Origin of the sequence: Hydrotalea sp. AMD, assembly GCF_004100315.1 — a bacterium.
GTDB lineage: Bacteria > Bacteroidota > Bacteroidia > Chitinophagales > Chitinophagaceae > Hydrotalea > Hydrotalea flava.
Genome location: NZ_SCKY01000009.1, coordinates 31,683 through 51,778, shown reverse-complemented (window position 1 = coordinate 51,778; position 20,096 = coordinate 31,683). Strand labels below are relative to the sequence as shown.

15 protein-coding genes are annotated in these 20,096 nt (G+C 37.7%); 12 read left to right on the top strand and 3 right to left on the bottom strand.

Annotated features, from left to right (window positions below; genetic code table 11):
- The first annotated feature begins 460 nt into the window (after window positions 1–460).
- The 4 genes from mgtA to EO766_RS08270 all read left to right on the top strand — a co-directional run bounded on the left by mgtA (window position 461) and on the right by EO766_RS08270 (window position 7,476).
- Window positions 461–3,172 (top strand): magnesium-translocating P-type ATPase, encoded by a 2,712-nt coding sequence (mgtA, locus tag EO766_RS08285; RefSeq protein WP_218331427.1) that lies wholly within the window; start codon window positions 461–463, stop codon window positions 3,170–3,172.
- Between the two features lie 131 nt (window positions 3,173–3,303).
- The gene (locus tag EO766_RS08280) at window positions 3,304–4,644 is read left to right on the top strand and encodes a carbohydrate porin (protein WP_074419584.1); all 1,341 of its coding nucleotides are present in this window, start codon (window positions 3,304–3,306) and stop codon (window positions 4,642–4,644) included.
- Between the two features lie 86 nt (window positions 4,645–4,730).
- Window positions 4,731–5,213, top strand: coding sequence for an SRPBCC family protein (locus EO766_RS08275; protein ID WP_074419583.1), 483 nt, complete (start codon window positions 4,731–4,733; stop codon window positions 5,211–5,213).
- A 277-nt stretch (window positions 5,214–5,490) separates the two neighbouring features.
- Window positions 5,491–7,476, top strand: coding sequence for a KUP/HAK/KT family potassium transporter (locus EO766_RS08270; protein ID WP_074419582.1), 1,986 nt, complete (start codon window positions 5,491–5,493; stop codon window positions 7,474–7,476).
- 23 nt (window positions 7,477–7,499) lie between these two features.
- Here EO766_RS08270 and EO766_RS08265 read toward each other — a convergent pair whose 3' ends face one another.
- The 3 genes from EO766_RS08265 to EO766_RS08255 form a co-directional block, all read right to left on the bottom strand.
- The gene (locus EO766_RS08265; protein WP_074421001.1) at window positions 7,500–8,990 is read right to left on the bottom strand and encodes a glycoside hydrolase family 10-like protein; all 1,491 of its coding nucleotides are present in this window, start codon (window positions 8,988–8,990) and stop codon (window positions 7,500–7,502) included.
- 186 nt (window positions 8,991–9,176) lie between these two features.
- Window positions 9,177–9,620, bottom strand: coding sequence for a MarR family winged helix-turn-helix transcriptional regulator (locus tag EO766_RS08260; protein ID WP_074417388.1), 444 nt, complete (start codon window positions 9,618–9,620; stop codon window positions 9,177–9,179).
- Window positions 9,621–9,645: 25 nt separating this feature from the next.
- The gene (locus EO766_RS08255) at window positions 9,646–10,677 is read right to left on the bottom strand and encodes a radical SAM/SPASM domain-containing protein (protein WP_074417387.1); all 1,032 of its coding nucleotides are present in this window, start codon (window positions 10,675–10,677) and stop codon (window positions 9,646–9,648) included.
- A gap of 130 nt (window positions 10,678–10,807) precedes the next feature.
- On the opposite strand from EO766_RS08255, the gene EO766_RS08250 reads away from it, so the two are divergent.
- The 8 genes from EO766_RS08250 (at window position 10,808) to ccoG (ending at window position 20,086) form a co-directional block, all read left to right on the top strand.
- Window positions 10,808–11,587: a glycoside hydrolase family 25 protein gene (locus tag EO766_RS08250; RefSeq protein WP_074421000.1), complete on the top strand. Its 780-nt coding sequence runs from the start codon at window positions 10,808–10,810 to the stop codon at window positions 11,585–11,587.
- Between the two features lie 119 nt (window positions 11,588–11,706).
- A complete protein-coding gene (locus EO766_RS08245; RefSeq protein ID WP_074417385.1) occupies window positions 11,707–12,237 on the top strand; it encodes a hypothetical protein in 531 nt (176 codons plus the stop codon).
- On the top strand, window positions 12,230–14,629 hold the full coding sequence (locus EO766_RS08240; protein WP_074420999.1) for a heavy metal translocating P-type ATPase: 2,400 nt from the start codon (window positions 12,230–12,232) through the stop codon (window positions 14,627–14,629). Before EO766_RS08245 ends, EO766_RS08240 begins: the two co-directional genes overlap by 8 nt.
- Window positions 14,630–14,835: 206 nt before the next feature.
- The gene (gene ccoS, locus EO766_RS08235) at window positions 14,836–15,051 is read left to right on the top strand and encodes a cbb3-type cytochrome oxidase assembly protein CcoS (protein WP_074417420.1); all 216 of its coding nucleotides are present in this window, start codon (window positions 14,836–14,838) and stop codon (window positions 15,049–15,051) included.
- Window positions 15,052–15,084: 33 nt separating this feature from the next.
- Window positions 15,085–17,235: a cytochrome-c oxidase, cbb3-type subunit I gene (ccoN, locus tag EO766_RS08230; RefSeq protein ID WP_074417383.1), complete on the top strand. Its 2,151-nt coding sequence runs from the start codon at window positions 15,085–15,087 to the stop codon at window positions 17,233–17,235.
- Window positions 17,236–17,252: 17 nt separating this feature from the next.
- Window positions 17,253–17,426, top strand: coding sequence for a CcoQ/FixQ family Cbb3-type cytochrome c oxidase assembly chaperone (locus EO766_RS08225; protein WP_074417382.1), 174 nt, complete (start codon window positions 17,253–17,255; stop codon window positions 17,424–17,426).
- 38 nt (window positions 17,427–17,464) lie between these two features.
- Window positions 17,465–18,646: a cbb3-type cytochrome c oxidase N-terminal domain-containing protein gene (locus EO766_RS08220; protein ID WP_074417381.1), complete on the top strand. Its 1,182-nt coding sequence runs from the start codon at window positions 17,465–17,467 to the stop codon at window positions 18,644–18,646.
- Window positions 18,647–18,760: 114 nt separating this feature from the next.
- Window positions 18,761–20,086: a cytochrome c oxidase accessory protein CcoG gene (gene ccoG / locus EO766_RS08215; protein ID WP_502697233.1), complete on the top strand. Its 1,326-nt coding sequence runs from the start codon at window positions 18,761–18,763 to the stop codon at window positions 20,084–20,086.
- Window positions 20,087–20,096 lie beyond the last annotated feature (10 nt).

Genomic DNA, 20,096 nt, shown 5'->3' with positions numbered 1-20,096 from the left:
TCAACCAAGTTTACAAAATTTATTAAAAAGTACTGCATTCAAGTACTGTACTTAAATATTTATTACCACAAGCAATATAAAGCCTGTTTAAAGTAACTACTTTTTAATATTTATTTAATAAAATAAAAACAGCTTGAATTGACTTTTGAAATAAGATATACCCTTACTTTTGCACGCAATTTAATTATGAAGCAAATGGAAACCGGTTCGGACCATAGTAATTTAAGATTCTCTTCCTAAGCTGCACAAACGTTTTTAACTGTGGCTATGGAAGCAAATAGTCGTTAACAGTTAAAAACAATACTCATGCATATTGTATTTTCACTTTTTTGTCATACGCTACTTTTTAGCCGAAGTTGTGGTGCATTGCTATAACCTATTGTAAAGCTTTGCTATTACAGTGGGTTGTTTACTACCGGCATGAAACACAATTAATTTTAACGGGAAAAATCCGGGCGTTATGTTAAAAACAACAGCAGCTAAATTAGTGAAGCATATTTCCTTTTCAGGAGAAAATACAGCTCAGGCCGTTCAATCTGCCTCTGTAACCAAATTAAAACAGGTAGCTACTGCTTCAAAACCCGAAGTAATTACTTTATTAAAAACAAAAGAAACCGGCCTTTCAACAGAAGAGAAAGAAGAAAGAGAACAGGAATTTGGGCTCAATGAGGTTTCACACGAAAAAGCACCATCCTGGTACCTTCAACTACTCGAGGCATTTCTGAATCCATTTATTGGAGTATTAATTATAATAGCTGCCATCTCTATTATAACAGATATTATTACTGCTGCACCCGGTGAAAGAGATTATAAAACAGTAACTGTTGTGGGCGTAATGGTATTACTCAGCTCTTTTTTAAGATTTTGGCAGGAATTTAGAAGCAATAAAGCTGCAGAGCAGCTGAAAAGCATGGTTAAAACAACGGCAACGGTTTTGCGTAATGGTGAAGGAAAAAAAGAAGTGGATATTAAGGATTTAACTGTTGGAGATGTGGTATTACTTTCTGCAGGAGATATGATTCCTGCCGATTGCCGTGTTTGGGCATCTAAAGACTTATTTGTAAGTCAGGCTATGTTAACCGGCGAATCGCTACCTGTTGAAAAAAGAGACATCAGCATTACAGATGCCGAACAAAAATCGCCTTTGGAATTAGAGAACATTTGTTTTATGGGCACCAATGTGGTAAGTGGTGCTGCAACTGTTATTGTAGTGAACATAGGCAACCAAACTTATTTTGGCTCTATCAGTAAATCGCTAACCGGCAAAAGGGCAGAAACCAGTTTCGATAAAGGTGTAAACAGTGTAAGCTGGCTATTAATTCGGTTTATGCTGTTTATGGTTCCGCTCATTTTTATTTTAAATGGTGTAGTAAAGCATAACTGGCTCGAAGCCTTACTGTTTGCCATTGCTGTAGCGGTAGGTTTAACCCCCGAAATGCTACCCATGATTGTTACCGCCAATTTAGCAAAAGGTGCGTTGAACATGAGTAAGAGGAAAGTAATTGTAAAACGCCTGAATGCCATTCAAAACATTGGCGCCATGGATATTTTATGCACCGATAAAACGGGCACATTAACCATGGACAAAATTGTGTTGGAACGCCACTTGAACGTATTTGGAGATGATGATGATGAGGTATTAAAATGGGCCTACCTGAACAGCTTCCACCAAACCGGATTAAAAAACCTGTTAGATGTTGCTGTACTGGAACATGCCGAATTACATGATTATCTGAAAGCTGAAGAACAATATACAAAAGTGGATGAAATTCCATTTGATTTTCAACGCAGAAGAATGTCTGTTATTCTAAAACAGAAAAACGGCAAACACCTGCTCATCTGCAAAGGTGCAGTGGAAGAAATTTTAGACCTTTGCACACATGCTTTTGATCCCGGAGAAGACAAAGAATTACATATTGAAAACGATAAAGTAATTCCGATTGATGAAGTTATGCGTAAAACCATTTTAAACACTTCAAAAAAATTAAACAAAGAAGGGTTAAGGGTTTTATTGGTAGCCATCAAGGAATTTGATAACAGAGCACTTACCTATTCTGTTGCTGATGAAAAAGACATGACCATTACGGGTTTTATTGGTTTTCTGGATCCGGCAAAACCCTCTGCACAACCTTCCATTGAGGCATTACAGAAATTAGGTATTACTTTAAAAGTATTAACCGGCGACAACGAAACTGTTACTAAGAAAATTTGTAAAGATGTAGGCATTACTGTACAACATATTTTACTGGGTAATGAGTTAGAGAAAATTTCTGACGATGAACTGATGGCAAGAATTGACGACATTAACATTTTTGCCAAATTAAGTCCACTACAAAAAAGCAGGGTAGTAAAAGTATTGCAAGCCAAAGGGCATACCGTTGGCTTCATGGGCGATGGCATTAATGATGCCGGTGCACTTCGTGATGCCGATGTGGGTATTTCTGTTGATACGGCTACGGATATTGCCAAAGAAAGTGCAGATATTATTCTGTTGGAAAAAGATTTGATGGTACTTAGAAAAGGGGTGATTTATGGAAGAAGAACATTTGGCAATATCATTAAATACATTAAAATGACTGCCAGCAGCAATTTTGGCAATATGTTCAGTATGCTGGGCGCCAGTGCATTTCTGCCTTTTCTACCCATGTTACCCATTCAGTTATTGGTGCAAAATTTATTGTATGATATTTCGCAAATATCCATTCCATGGGATAAAATGGATGCTGAATATTTGGAAAAACCCAAAAAATGGGATGCAAGTGGAATAGCCAGATTTATGTTCTTTATTGGACCTATCAGTTCAATTTTTGATTATGCAACATTTGCTTTATTGTTCTTTTTCTTTAAAGCAAATAGTCCAGCACATCAATCATTTTTCCAAAGTGGCTGGTTTATAGAAGGTTTATTATCACAAACATTGATTGTTCATATGATTAGAACAACCAAAATACCATTTATACAAAGTTGGGCAACGGTACCGGTTATTACATTAACATTGGCCATTATGATACTTGGAATTTATATTCCCTTCTCGCCATTGGCAGATGCACTAAAAATGCAACCCCTGCCCTGGATATATTTCCCATTTCTTATTGTAATATTAATCGCTTACTGTATATTAACCCAATTAATCAAGGTCTGGTTTATCAGGAAATTTGGCCAATGGCTTTAAATCAATTATTGTAGTTTAAAAAATATTTTTCCTATTAGTTTATGAATGGATTATTTTCCTGATAGGTTAACTATTTTACTAACACAAATAAACATGAATCGAATACAATCATTTTTCAATTTTTTTACCTCATGAAATGGATATTTACTTCTACCCTATTATTTGCCTGCGTTAAAATACATGCACAACCTGTATTTCAGATGGATAGCTCCGGCAATTGGAGCCATCATTTTCAGCTAACGGTAATTTCACAGAGCCATTCAGGTTTTTCAGCTGCATATAGTGGTAAAAACAGTTTAGACAATGCTGTAGAAACCGGTGCCACCAGTTTAACTACAACTTTATTTCTTGGAAGAAAATTATGGAAAGGAGCAGCAGCATATTTTAATCCTGAAATGTCGGGAGGTAATGGGCTGAGTTATTCACAAGGTGTTGCAGGCGCATTAAACGGTGAAACCTATCGGGTGGGTAATGTTGCACCACAATTATTTATAGCAAGAGCCTATTTGCAGCAAAATATTGCACTGGGTAATAGCAAATACACCAACGTTGCCGATGATGAAAATCAGGTGACCGATAAAGTACCTAATAATCGTATCACCATTACTGCCGGAAAATTTGCTATCAGCGATTTTTATGATGACAATACTTATAGTCACGACCCCAGAACACAATTTTTTAACTGGTCGTTAATGGGTAACGGTGCATGGGATTATCCTGCCAACGCACGTGGCTATACTTATGGCATTGTAGCAGAATGGTATCAAAACAACTGGTCATTTCGTTTATCCAGTGTAGCTGTTCCAACTATAGCCAATTCCCATAAAATGGAATACCACTTATCTAAAGCGCATTCTGAAACACTTGAAATTGAGAAAAAATACAACATCAATCGTCAACCCGGTGCCGCTCGTTTTATCATTACCAATTCCTATACCCGTGCACCTTCTTATCAACAAGGAATCAATGCATTGAATAACAACAATAATTATTTATTAAGTGTAATTAGTGGGGAAGCCGAAAATAATACTTATGGAGGTAAAAAATTTGGATTAGGCCTGAGTGCAGAACAGGCATTGAATGATGATATTGGTATTTTTTCCAGATTAGGTTGGAATGATGGCAAATATGCCACCTGGGCATTCACAGAAATTGATCAGTCGGCCAGTATTGGGCTGGCTGTGAAAGGAACCCGCTGGCATAGGCCGGCGGATGTGGCAGGTATTGCAGGTGTACTGAATGGCATTTCGAAAGAACATCGCGATTTTTTGGCTGCCGGAGGTTATGGTTTTATTATTGGTGATGGCGCATTGAATTATGGACACGAAGGCATTATTGAAGCTTATTACAATACTTACTTGTTCAACAACTTTTGGTTAACCTTCGATTATCAGTTTGTGAACAATCCGGGGTATAATAAAGACAGGGGTCCGGTGCATGTATTTGGCATTCGCGGACACTTTGCGTTGTAACTTAAGAAATACACATAACGGTAAGGTTTTTCATCGTCCCTAAGAACCTTACCGTTTTTATTTTGTTATTACGGTAAAATAACAGGATGTCAAAAGTTTATTCTATCAAAACCATTCAATATATTCCTACAGATATTGCTACAGCATGGGATTTTTTTAGCAAACCCCATAATTTAAAAACCATTACACCCGCCAATTTAGGATTTGAAATCATCAGCAAACACCACGGCCCTGAAATGTATGCCGGACAAATTATTGAATATACGTTAAACCCAATATTGGGTATTCCATTATACTGGATGACCGAAATTACACATGTAGTGCCGCAACAATATTTTGTGGATGAACAACGCTTTGGACCTTATACACTCTGGCATCACCAACACCATTTTAAATCAGTTAACGGTTGCGTTGAGATGACGGATATTGTTCACTACAAAATTCCATTTAGTTTTTTGGGTGATATTGTCAACAGCCTTATGGTAAAAAAACAATTGCAACAAATTTTCAATTATCGATTCACCGCAGTAGAAACCCTGTTTGGAAAATGGCATCAATCATCTACATAAGTGGCTAATGTTGTTTTGACATAAAAATATACCCCTAACGTATTAAATTCTGCTTAATACGGTTACCTGTTATCCATAGTGGGTATTAATGTGTTATAACTTTGCACATTCTTATCAATATGGCAACCCAACCTTTACACTTTCTGTCCGTAATATTTTTACGCGGCTATTACCATCATTCACCTTTCTCCTGTTTTCTTAAAATATAACTGCCACATTTCGCATGCAACAGTAGCAATGCTGTTACACCTCCAAATGATAACAATTAAAGCAAATCATGAAAACTGAATCAAACAGTTCAAAGCATTTACACCAATTATCTGCTGCCGGATTATTGGTTACATTAGGTATTATATATGGAGATATTGGCACTTCGCCTCTATATGTTTTCAGATCAATTATTGGTGATAGGCCCATTTCAGAAGAATTAGTTTATGGGGGTATTTCCTGCATTATATGGACATTAACCCTGCAAACAACTTTCAAATATGTATTATTAACCCTTCAGGCCGATAACAAAGGTGAAGGTGGCATTTTTTCATTATTTGCTTTGGTAAGGCGTTATGCAAAATGGTTGTACATACCAGCTATAATTGGTGCAGCCACTTTATTGGCAGATGGCATTATTACCCCACCCATTTCTGTAGCTTCAGCTGTAGAGGGCTTAAATGGCATTCATTCTTTACAAAATACCATCATTCCCGGAAATGCAATTACCATTGGCATTGTAGTAGGTATTATTTCGCTTTTATTTTTCTTTCAACGCTTTGGAACCAAAGTGGTAGGATTTGCATTTGGCCCTATTATGCTGGTATGGTTTAGCATGATTTTTTTATTGGGTTTTTTACAGGTATGGCATCATCCCGGAATCATCAACGCCATCAACCCCTATTATGGTATTGAATTATTAATAAATTATCCGCATGGATTCTGGCTGTTGGGTGCGGTATTCTTATGTACAACAGGTGCTGAGGCATTGTATAGCGACTTAGGGCATTGCGGTAAAAAAAATATACAGGTGAGTTGGATATTTGTAAAAATTGCATTAATTTTTAATTATATGGGGCAGGGAGCCTGGTTATTAACTCAAAAAGAAACATATTTAGGTAACACCAATCCATTTTATGCATTAATGCCCCATTGGTTTTTGTTGGTAGGAATTATAGTGGCCACTTTTGCTACCATTATTGCCAGTCAGGCTTTAATTAGCGGCTCATTTACTTTAATTAGTGAAGCCATAAGTATGAACTTTTGGCCAAGAGTTACCGTGAAATATCCTACCAACGTAAAAGGCCAAATTTATATACCCAGCCTTAACTGGATATTATGGATTGGTTGTGTAGGCATGATGTTGTATTTTAAAGATAGCTCTGCTATGGAAGCTGCCTATGGCTTTTCTATTGTGATAGCTATGTTAATGACCACCAGCCTCATGTTTGTGTTTATGTACCGTGTAAAAAAATGGAACCATTGGCTGATTGCCGTTATTATGACCATTTTTTTAATTGTAGAATTTTCTTTCTTTATTACCAATGTTGCCAAAATAAAACAACGCTGGATGTTTTTATTTTTTGAATTTGGCCTGATGTTTATCATGTTTGTTTGGTTTAAAGCCCGAAAAATTACCAACAGTTATTTGCAATTCTTAAAAGTAAAAGACTACACAACCCCTTTGCAATTGCTGAGTGCAGATAAAGAAGTACCCAAATATGCCACTCATTTGGTTTACTTAACCAAGGCCGATAGTGATGGAGATATAGAAAAAAGAATTATTGATTCCATTTTAAACCGAAAACCAAAACGTGCTGATGTGTATTGGTTTGTGCACATTGACAGGGCCGATAACCCTTATGAAATGGCATATAGTGTTACAGAGTTACTGCAGGATAAAGTAATTAAAATAAACTTCAAACTTGGTTTCCGTATTCAGCCCCGAATTAATTTACTGGTTAAAATGGTAATGCAGGAAATGAGAAAAAATAATGAGCTGTGCTGTATTAATAAATATGAGGACTTAGATGCAAGCAACTTTCATACAGATATTACTTATGTTATTCTGGAAACCTTCCTGTCGGTAGAGAATGAACTTTCGGTTAAAGAAGGTTTTATTATGGATGCTTACTTTGCCATTAAACACCTGGCTCAATCTGACCAAAAAGCATTTGGTTTAGACAATGCCACTACCGTTGTTGAAAGGGTGCCGCTGTTAATTACCCCCAAAACATATCTTCCTTTAAAACGAATTAGTTTTGCGCAACAGTAATAGCACTTCTTTATTGCATGTAATTATTTCAACTCAATCCAATTACTGAGCACATTATGTTCACTCACTACTGCAGCAAATAAACGGTTATTGGCAGGTATTAGTGAAGCTAACCTTTCATAAGTTACTGCTTTATCGGCAATCAATAATTTAATCAGTGTGGCATAGGCTATATTTTCAGTAACATTTTCGGGCAGGGCAAATATCGCAAATGCTTTAACGGGTTGTTTACCGGAATAATGTAACGTAAACAGATTGCCATTACTTTTTGCAAATATGGGTGTTGGTGGTTTTGTGCTGTCAATCCACGGCATGGGCGGCACTATAGCAGGCAATGCATAATAATTATAGCGAAGACTGTCAGACCAGCCATTGGGATTACTTTCAAAATTTTTACTGCTAAAAAAAATACTGCCTTGTGTGGTAGAATAGCTTCTAATAGCTTTTAACTGATTGGGTAATTCATTAGGGTTACGCCAGGCAGCATTGGTTCCGGCACGGTAAATAGCCTGGCCAATATATAAATCTCTGCCATAAGTATGTGCATTCCACCAGGCCAGCAGGGTATCAAAATCGGCTAACTTATGCTCTTGCTCCCAGTATAACTGTGGTGCTACATAATCAATCCAGCCTTTTTTCAACCATAATAAAATATCTGCATATAAATCATCATAATTAGTTTGTCCGGCTTTGGTATTACTTCCATCAGGATCCTGACTTTTATTTCGCCAAACACCAAACGGGCTGATTCCAAATTTCACAAAAGGATTCACGGCACGAATAGTTTGATACAATGCATGAATAATGCTGTCGCAGTTACTTCTTCGCCAATCATCCTTACTCAATCCATTCCCGTATTGTCGGTATGCTTTTTCATCAGGAAATTCCTTACCGGCAATTCTATATGGATAAAAATAATCATCCATGTGTATTCCATCTACTTTATAACGGGTAACAATATCTTTAACTACCCGGGTAACAAATTGCCGCACTTCCGGCAGGCCGGGGTTGAAATATTTTGTATTACCATACGTTACAAACCATTCAGGATGAATTTTAGTAATGTGAGATGGTGATACAGAGGATGTGTGAATGTTAAAAACAGCCCGATATGGATTTAACCAGGCATGAAATTCCATACCGCGTTGATGGGTTTCTTCAATCATAAACTCCAGCGGATCATAATACGGCGTAGGCGGCAAACCCTGCTTCCCATTTAAAAATTCGCTCCAAGGCTCGTATGAGGAAGGATAAAAAGCATCGGCAGCAGGCCGTATCTGTACAAAAACAGCATTCATTCCATTGCGTTGTTGCATATCTAACAAGCGAATAAAATCGGCTTTTTGTGCTTCAACCGACATGCCTTTTTCTGCAGGCCAGTCAATATTTACCACTGTTGCTACCCAAACACCACGCATTTCAAATACCGGCGCTTTTTGCGACCAAAGTGAAAGTGCATTTCCTGTTAAACAAAACAAAAGCAAACAAAATGACTTTAACAGCTTTACATACATAAGGCGATTCATTTTTGGGAGATTACAAATTCACAAGCCATTCAAAACTGGCTTATTCTATTCATTGTAAAAACCGAAGATAATGTTAGTTGGTACATTTTGTTTTAAAGTAGATGAAATATAAATATGTACCGGTTAGATAATATTAATATATAAAAAATTAATATCTGAAAAATGCAGGTAATTTTACCGGATAGCATTTAATAAACCATTGAGCAATTGAGCATCTTCCACCGATAAAGCAGCAACCATTGCATCCAACTCATGAATTCTTGCTTCAATTCTGTGCAAAACACCCACACCTTCAGCAGTTAAATAAATGGCTACTTTCCGTTTATCATTCGTTGCCATCCGTTTTTCTAATAATTTTTTAGCCGCCAGGCGGTCAACCATTCTGCTGGTGTCACTCATTTTATCCAACATCTGCGCTCTTATCTGCAAGGTAGAAAGGGGTACGGCACTGGCATGCACAATACGTAAAATATTGTATTGCTGAGCGGTAATATCTTCAGGCGTTAGAAACTGCCTGATTTTTTCCTGCAACCAATTTGCTGTAAAAATAATATTTACAATGGCTTTATGATGTTCGTTACGAAAATGTAACTGCGGTATTTCCTGCTCAATTTCCATAAATAAAATTTATTTTTAACCTTTATCAATCTTCCCAAACCTTTAATCCTTCACTGCAATTGGCACAAATATCAATATTTTTCCTGCTTTGCATAATAGCACTTCTAAATTGCTTATAATTTTCGTTTTGCCAGGTTTCCTTAAAGCTTTGCGTTGCCAAATTACCCAACTGGTGCTGCGCATCTTTATCAAAACAACAAGGCACCACCAATCCATCCCAAGTAATTACATTGGCATGCCATAATTTCCAGCAATGGTTACCTAATCCACTTTTCACCACACGTTTACCCGATTTATCTTTTTTATAACGGCTGTATTTATCAATAGATGGAATTAACTGATTGGGATCATTTTCAAAATCATACACCTGTGCGGTTTTAAACCGAACCTGATCTACCCCAACTTCTTTTCCCAATTGTTTAATGGCTTCTATCTGATGTTCATTCGGCTTCACCACTAAAAACTGAAAAAATACAAAAGGTGTTTTACTGTTCAGCGCTTTTTTCCATTTTACAATATTACGGGCTCCTTCAATTACTTTTTCTAATTTACCTCCTACCCTGTATTGCTGATACACATCCTGTGTAGTACCATCAATAGAAATGATAAGCCTGTCTAATCCGCTTTCAACAGTTTTTCTGGCTTTTTCATCGGTTAAATAGTGGGCATTGGTAGAGGTAGCAGTATAAATACCCTTATCATGTGCATATTGCACCATCTCTAAAAAAGCAGGATTCAAATAAGGTTCTCCCTGAAAATAAAAAATCAGGTACAATAGTTCCTTGTAAATTTCATCAATTGTTTTTTTAAAGAAACTGCTTTCCAGCATGCCGGTAGGCCGGGTAAATTCCCGCATACCACTCGGACATTCAGGGCAACGCAGGTTACAGGAAGTAGTAGGTTCAAACGAAACAGAAATGGGTAAACCCCATTGAACAGGCTTTCCGAGCATTCGGCTAATCCGATAACTACTCCATACTTTGCCGGCATTCCACAGTCGGGCGAAGGTGAACTTACTGATTAAATTCAGACTATCATTTAAATTAAAATACGGCATAATGAATGTAAAAATAAGTTCATTCCTGGTAAAATGCCGTTTATCTTCAACATCTTCCTCTATTCGAAAAATGATTTTGATTTTTATTCCATGAATATGTCATTTTTGTAACTCAATTTCGCTGCGCAGGATGGCTAAGAAAAAAAAGAAAAAAACATCGCCGGTTATATGGATGCTTACAGGCATTTTCCTGATACTGCTGCTGCTGTTGGTATATTTGTTTCAACAGGAAAAAGACACCCCCACCCCCATTGAATTTACGTATGATGCTGATTTTGGCATACCACTGCCCGACAACTACAGTATACATGGCATTGATGTGAGTGTACATCAAAGCAATATTAGCTGGGGCATGGTCAAAAATACCAGATCAGACCATATTGCCATTGGTTTTGTGTTTATTAAGGCAACCGAAGGACTATCGGATGCCGATAAACAATTTAAAATAAACTGGCAGCACTTACAGCAATTTGGCTTTACACGTGGTGCCTATCATTTTTTTATTGCCACTAAAAACGGAGCACAACAGGCACAAAATTTTATTCGCACCGTACAACTACAAACCGGCGATTTACCGCCTGCGGTTGATGTAGAAGAATTGTATGGTGTAAACCCTACCCAACTCAAAAAAAGATTGAAAGATTACCTACAAACCATAGAAAATTTTTATAAAGTAAAGCCTATCATTTACACCTATGCCATTTTTTATGAAAGTTACTTAGGTAAAGAATTTGATGATTACCCACTATGGGTGGCTCATTATAAAGAACCCCAACAACCGCGTATTCAAAGACCCTGGCAGTTTTGGCAACACAGCAATGAAGGGCATATCAATGGCATTAAAACAAAAGTTGATTTTGATGTATTTAATGGCGACTCAGCCGCCTTTCAACAAATGGTGTTGCATTAATCTTCTACTATATCAGCAGGCAACGGAAATAAAAACTGATAACTATCATATTTCCGGTTGAGGAACGTCATATTCCCGCTCAGCATTGCACAATAATTTGCAATGAAAAGGGAAAGAAGATGCGATTGAATTTTTTAAATAAATGGTTAGATGGGCCACTTACGCTCGAAGGGTCGTGCAATTTAATTATGGTAGAACATCATCCGGTTATATTGGAAATGCTGGAACAATCAAAACATCAACTGGAAATATTACTTCATTCCGGGAAATACCATTCTACCCTTTTACCGCAACTAAGCCGAAGATTGTTTCAAATTAACAAAGAAATTGGCCAATACATCAGGGCCGAACAGGAATATTTTTTTCCATATTTAAAAAAACAATCCAATCAGGAATCTGCATGCGATGAGTATATTTTAAATACACATTTATTAGAAACCATGCAGGAAAAGCATGATCTGTTCACCAAAGCATTACATCAGCAACGTAAAATAGTGAACAACTACATGATAAAAAAAGATTGGGATACCGATTTAAAAAACTACATCAATCATCTGTTTCTGTTAGAGAAAAAAATTCAATCATGGATGGAATTAGAGCGAAAGAAATTATATCCCTATCTCATTAAAACTACCAGAAAGCATGAGTAAATCATTTACCGGCGTTGTTACAGCCTGCTATCATTGTGGAGAAGATTGTGGCAATGAACCCATTCAGGCTTACGATAAAAACTTTTGTTGCGAAGGCTGCAAATCGGTTTATGAAATATTGAACAAAACCGGCATGTGCGATTATTATGCCATTAGCAACAATCCGGGCAGCAGTCAAAAAATTAAAGTTCGACACAACCAGTTTGCTTTTTTAGACGATGATTCCGTACAGAAAGCCCTTACCGTATTTAAAGATGATACCCATACACATGTAACATTTTATTTGCCGCACATGCACTGCAGCAGTTGCCTTTGGCTGATAGAAAACCTGCACCGGCTCAATGAACATATCATTAGCAGCAAAGTAAACTTCACCAGAAAAGAAGCCGATATTGTGTTCAACCACTCAAAAACTTCTATACGCAAAGTGGCTGAGTTACTTACCTCTATTGGTTATGAGCCTTATATTAGCCTGCAAAATTTACAGCAGGGGAAACCACGTATCAATCAATCAAAAATTTACAAATTAGGGGTGGCCGGTTTCTGCTTTGCCAACATTATGCTATTAAGCTTTCCCGAATATTTGGGAATTGATGATAAAGAAAAAAATTTAGCAGGCTTGTTTCGTTACATAAGTGTTTTACTCAGTTTGCCGGTAATATTGTATGCAGCAACAGAATTTTACAACAGCGCTTTTAAAAGTTTGCGCCACAAATACCTGAATATTGATACGCCTATTGTGCTGGCTATTTGGGTAACTTTTATACGAAGCATGATAGAAATTTTTACACACACAGGCAGTGGGTATTTAGACAGCATGAGTGGCATTGTTTTTTTTATGCTGGTAGGCCGTATTTTACAGGATAAAACCTACGAACAGCTCAATTTTGATCGGGATTATACGGCGTATTTCCCCATTGCAGTATCACGCATCAAAAACAACAACGAAGAAATTGTTACCCTGCCCAATATTCAGTTAGATGATACGTTGCTCATTCATCACCAGGAACTAATACCGGCAGATGGCATTTTAACCAAGGGTAAAGCGTTGATTGATTACAGTTTTGTTACCGGTGAAAGCATACCCGTTGAAAAACAAATGGGCGAAATGATATATGCCGGCGGTAAACAATTGGGTAACAATATAGAACTGTTGGTTATAAAAGAAGTAGCACAAAGTTATTTAACAAAATTATGGAACCGTAGCACTTTTAAAGAAGCTGAACAAAAATCAAAACATTCTTTTGTTGATGCACTCAGTCGTTATTTCACCTGGATTGTATTTACCATTGCAGCCATTGCCGGTTTGTATTGGTACATGCACGATGTTTCAAAACTTTGGCAGGCAGTAACTGCTGTTTTAATTGTTGCATGCCCATGTGCGTTATTACTGAGCAATACCTTTACCAATGGTACCATATTACGCCGCTTGGGCCGCAATAATTTTTACCTGCGTAATGCAGCTACTATTGAAACCATTGCAAAAGTAGATTATATTGTATTTGACAAAACAGGAACACTTACTACCGGCCGTTATGAAAATATTATATACAACGGTATGCCACTTGCGGAATTCTTAAAAAGAAAAATTGCCACATTAGCGGCACAATCAACCCACCCGTTAAGCAAGGCAATTGTACAATGGTTAAAAGTAAGCGGTGGTGCTAAAATAACCGGCTACCGCGAAATACCCGGCAAAGGAATTGAAGGGATGATAGATGATGAATGGATAGCCATTGGTGCAAAATCGTTCGTTTCACAGCAGGAAGAAAATGCCGATGATGCCTCATCGGTATACATTGCCATAGAAGGAACGGTAATTGGAAAATTTATTTTCAAAAACAGCTACCGGCCCGGAATACAAGCTTTAAGTAAACAATTACAAAATAAATACGCACTGGCCATATTAAGTGGCGATAATGCCGGCGAAAAAAATTATCTGCAATCATTACTCGGCTTTAATGCCATTACGCTGTTTCACCAAAAACCGAATGATAAATTATTGTTTATTGAACAACTGCAAAGTCAGGGCCATACCGTTATGATGTTGGGTGATGGACTTAATGATGCCGGCGCATTACGGCAAGCCAACATAGGCATTGCTGTTTCAGAAAACAGCAACAATTTTACGCCTGCCAGCGATGTAATTTTGGATGCAGCTCAATTACACCGGTTACCGGCCTTTATTCAATTAGCCAAAGCCAATCAGTGGATTATCATTACCGCATTTGCAGTTTCAATTATATACAATATTATTGGAATATATTTTGCAGTGCAGGGTATACTATCGCCCATGATAGCAGCCATTTTAATGCCTGCAAGTACCATCAGCATTGTCTTCATTACCTATGGTTTAAGTAACCTGTATGCAAAAAAATTAAGATTAAAATGAGGAGAGGAATAAATGATACCGGCTTCTGTATTTCATGGCATCGTCTGTTGCGTCGCAATCACTTCATCTGTAATGCATAAGGCAGCAAAAACCGTAAAAATGAACATTCCAACTAAAACATGACAAAAATCATCTGGCCACTTGATGAAAGTCATATTCTCTTGAACCGGCACAAAATACTTTTGAAACAAATTAAAATAAGCCTTGTGAGTGTAATAGTTGTGTTATTAGTCGCCAGTATTTCTGTTGCAGCCCTTTTTCTTGCAGCCTTCTTATGGAGCGTAAAAAGTGGGCAGTATAACGATGAGGCCAGTCCGCCCATTCGCATCCTTTTTAATGATGCCCCAATTACCGAAACCACCTCAACAAATAAGGACGAAACAAAAACCAACAACGAACAAAAAATTGAAACCATCCCATAAAACCATTTACTCAAACACAAACACCAGCCGTTTATGCAATTAGAGAAGTTTTACTACGATAACAAAATTGTAAAAATGTTTGCCTATGCCACCATATTCTGGGGCATTATTGGCATGCTTGCAGGATTATGGGCCGCCATCGACCTGTATTTTCCTGCCGCCAACTTAGGCTTACCCTACACCACATTCGGAAGAGTGCGCCCCGTACACACCAATGCAGTAATATTTGCATTTGTGGGCAACGGAATTTTTATGGGGGTATATTATTCATTGCAGCGTTTATGTAAAGCCAGAATGTTTAGTGATGCACTCAGTAAATTTCACTTCTGGGGATGGCAACTTATTATTGCATTTGGCGCTTTAACATTGTTAATGGGTTATACTTCCGGTAAAGAGTATGCCGAATTAGAGTGGCCATTAGATATTGCCATAACCATAGTGTGGGTAATTTTTGGCATCAACATGTTCGGCACCATTATTAAACGCCGCGAAAGCCATTTGTACGTAGCCATCTGGTTTTTTATTGCTACCTGGGTTACCGTTGCCATGCTGCATATTGTAAATTCATTTGAATTACCATTTTCATTCATGAAAAGTTACAGTTGGTATGCCGGTGTGCAAGATGCTTTGGTACAATGGTGGTATGGGCACAATGCGGTTGCCTTCTTTTTAACCACCCCATATTTGGGTATAATGTATTATTTTCTGCCAAAAGCAGCCAACCGGCCAATTTATAGCTACCGCCTTTCTATCATTCACTTTTGGGCTTTAATATTTTTGTATATCTGGGCTGGCCCGCACCATTTATTGTACACCGCACTTCCTGATTGGGCACAAAGTCTCGGCACTGTATTTAGTATCATGCTGCTATTACCCAGTTGGGGTGGTATGCTGAATGGTTTGTTCACCCTGCGTGGCGCCTGGGATAAAGTTCGGGAAGATCCTGTTTTAAAATTCATGGTGGTGGCTGTTACCTGCTATGGTATGGCAACTTTTGAAGGCCCGATGCTGAGTTTAAAAAGTGTAAATGCAATTTCACATTTTACCGACTGGACCATTGCACACGTGCATATTGGTGCATTAGGTTGGAACGGATTTTTAACTTTTGGTGTACTGTATTGGTTAATTCCCCGCATTTTCAATACACCATTGTATTCTAAAAAATTAGCCACTACACATTTTTGGATTGGCACCATTGGTATTGTATTATATGCGGTACCATTGTATTGGGCCGGCTTTACCCAGGCTTTAATGTGGAAACAATTTACGCCCGATGGTCATTTAAAATATCAGTTCTTAGAAACCGTAACACATATACTACCGATGTATATTACTCGTAGTATTGGTGGTACATTGTACTTAACCGGTGCCTTCATAATGGTGTATAATTTATGGAAAACCATTGCGGCCGGCAAATTAGTAGCCAATGAAGCGGCTGAAGCACCTGCTTTACCAAAAATAATTGAACCACATGGCAAACAATACTGGCACAGATGGATTGAAGCCCGTCCCATTCAAATGTTGATTTTCAGTTTAATAGCAGTTGCCATTGGTGGTATTATTGAAATGGTTCCAACTTTTTTAATCAAAAGCAATATTCCAACCATTGCTTCAGTAAAACCTTATACACCACTTGAATTGCAGGGAAGAGATATTTATGTTCGGGAAGGTTGTTATCTCTGCCACTCACAAATGATTAGGCCTTTTAGAGATGAAGTAGCCCGCTATGGCGAATATAGTAAAGCCGGTGAATTTGTGTACGACCATCCTTTTCAGTGGGGCAGTAAACGCACCGGACCCGATTTAGCACGTATTGGTGGCAAATACCCCGATAGCTGGCATTTTAACCACATGTTAGATCCCCGTTCTATGAGCCCCGGTTCAATTATGCCTTCTTATGGATGGTTGTTCGATAATAAAATTGATACAGCTATTACACCTGCTAAAATAAGAGCCATGCAAACATTAGGTGTTCCCTATCCGGCCGGCTATGATAAAATTGCCAATAAAGATTTGGAAGCACAGGCAAAAAGCATCAAAGAAATTTTGAAGAAAGATAAAATTGACATCAGCAGCAATGCTGAAATTATAGCGCTGATTGCTTATTTGCAAAGAATGGGTACTGATATTAAAGCACAATCTGCTACCAATAACAGCGAATCTACCAATATGAATGCGCAATAACCTTAAAAAACTGTAAGATGAAATTTATCAATTATCTGGAAAAAATTATCGGCGTAGATGTTTACGCATTATCCTCGTTTATCATCTTCTTCCTGTTTTTTATTGGAGTGGTATTGTGGGTATGGAAAGCAGACAAAAAAACCATGCAGCAAATTAGCAATATTCCGCTGGAGGAAGATCACAACTATTAATAACGCCAAAATTGTTCATAACAACAAAACAAACAACAATGAACGCATATTTCAACAAAATCAGAAGCAATAAATGGCTGTTAAGCATATTGGCTTTATTGCCGGTTGGTGCATTTGCAGCCGGCCCTCCACAGCCTTCTTCACTTTCATTCCCTGTTACACAACTGATGGTAGTGATTATTATCTTTCTTTTAATTGCAATTGTACTATTGGCTAATGTACTGGTAGGAGCTGCTAAAATAAAATTACAGGAAGAAAAAGAAGCCATAGAAAAAAAGAAAAATAATAATACCTCCGTTTTAATGATGATTGGGGTAATGAGCCTGCTAAGTCTGCATGCTTTTGGAGCTGATAACCCAACAACAACAACCGTTGCACCCGCTAATTACGGCGGACTAACACCGATTGGATATTTTACCCTGGTGGGTGTGGTATTATTAGAATTGCTGATTTTATTATTGCTGATTTACAATATAAAATTTCTGTTACGCAAACAACGCACAGCCATTGCCGAAAGTGAAGTTGCCACACAGTTGGTTCATAAACCCAATGCCTTTAAAACCTGGTGGGCTAATATTAACCGCTTTAAACCCATAAAAGAAGAAGCAGAAATTGATTTAGGACACGATTACGATGGTATTCGGGAATTAGATAACAGACTTCCACCCTGGTGGTTGTATGGATTTTATGCCAGTATTATTTTTGCCGGTATTTATTTAGTTCGGTACCATGTGTTACACAGTGCCCCGTTAAGTAAAGAAGAATTACAAATTTCGTTGGCAAAAGCCGAAGCTGAGAAACAAGCTTATTTAAAAGCATCAAAAGCAAATGTAGATGAAAATACGGTTAAATATTTAACCGATGCCAGCGATTTAGAAGCAGGTAAACAAATTTTTACCACCACCTGTGCAGCTTGCCATTTAGCCGATGGCGGCGGCTTAGTAGGCCCTAATCTTACAGATGATTATTGGTTACACGGATGCAGTATTAAAGATATTTTTAAAAGCATTACCTATGGTTGGCCCGAAAAAGGTATGAAGAGTTGGAAAGATGATTACTCACCCTTACAAATTGAACAAATTGCCAGTTATGTAAAAAGTTTACACGGCACTAAACCAAAAACACCGAAAGAACCACAAGGTACCCTCTGCACCGATCAGGGTGCTGCGCCTGCATCGGGTACCGATTCAACCCAAAAATCGGCAGCAGCCATTCAATAAGCATTCAAAACACCCATTTGTATGAGTAAAGATGTAGAACATATCAATGAACCCCTTTCAGAAAGTTTTCGCGACAGAATTGCAACAATAGATGAGGAAGGGAAACGCAAATGGGTGTATGCTTATAAACCCAAAGGAAAATTTTATTCCATCAGAACCTGGTTAAGTGTTTTTTATTTTATTGTATTCTTTGGTACGCCTTTTATTCAGATAGATGGCAGGCCGCTATTCATGTTCAATATACCCGAAGGAAAATTTATTCTGTTTACCAAAATTTTCTGGCCTCAGGATTTTTTCATCTTCGGATTAACCATGATTACTTTCGTATTTTTTGTGGTATTATTTACGGCTGCATTCGGCCGCCTTTTCTGCGGTTGGGCATGCCCACAAACCAATTTTATGGAAATGATGTTCCGTAAAATTGAATTCCTGATACTGGGTGATGCGCCTGCACAAAGGCAACTCAGTAATGCACCCTGGACCGGTAAAAAAATATTTAAAGTTGGTTTAAAGCATGTTGTATTTTATTTGCTTTCATTTATCATTGCCAATTTTTTTCTGGCTTATATTATTGGTATGCCGGCACTCATTAAAATTATTACAGAACCGGTATCTGAACATCTGGTAGGCTTTGCCTCCATTCTAGTTTTTAGTGCTGTATTTTATGGCGTATATGCGTTTTTCAGAGAACAGGCCTGCACAGTGGTTTGTCCTTATGGCCGCCTGCAAAGCGTATTGCTCGATAAAAATTCTATGATTGTGGCATACGATTATAAAAGAGGTGAACCCAGGGGTAATGCTAAAAAATTACATACTGATCAGTTAGGCGATTGTATCGATTGCTTTCAATGTGTAAAAGTTTGTCCTACAGGTATTGATATCCGCAACGGCGTTCAAATGGAATGTGTAGGTTGCACCGCTTGTATAGATGCCTGCGACAATGTAATGGATAAAATTGGCAAGCCAAAAGGATTGATAAGATATGCTTCAGAAAACTCTATTGCTAACGGTATAGCCTTAACGTATACCTCGAGAATGAAGTTTTATACGGCACTTTGCGCTATTGTATTACTCATATTAGGTAGTATTTTGGCAACCAGAAAGGATGTAGATGCCACCATCATTCGCACACCCGGCATTTTATACCAGGAAAGAGGAACGGATAGTATCTCTAATTTATACAACATTAAAGTAGTGAATAAAACAACCAAAAACGTACAATTACAATTGCAACTGCATCAGGGTAATGGCAAAATTGACATCATTGGGAAACCCTATGTAATGGTACACAAAGAAGGTCAGGGCTCCGGTGAATTTTTTATTACGTTACCTAAAAATGCCATCAAAGAAAGATCATCACATATCACAATTGATTTAATGGCTGATCACAAAAAAATTGCAACATTGAAAACAAATTTTTTAGGGCCCGTAAACAATTAAAATAATTATT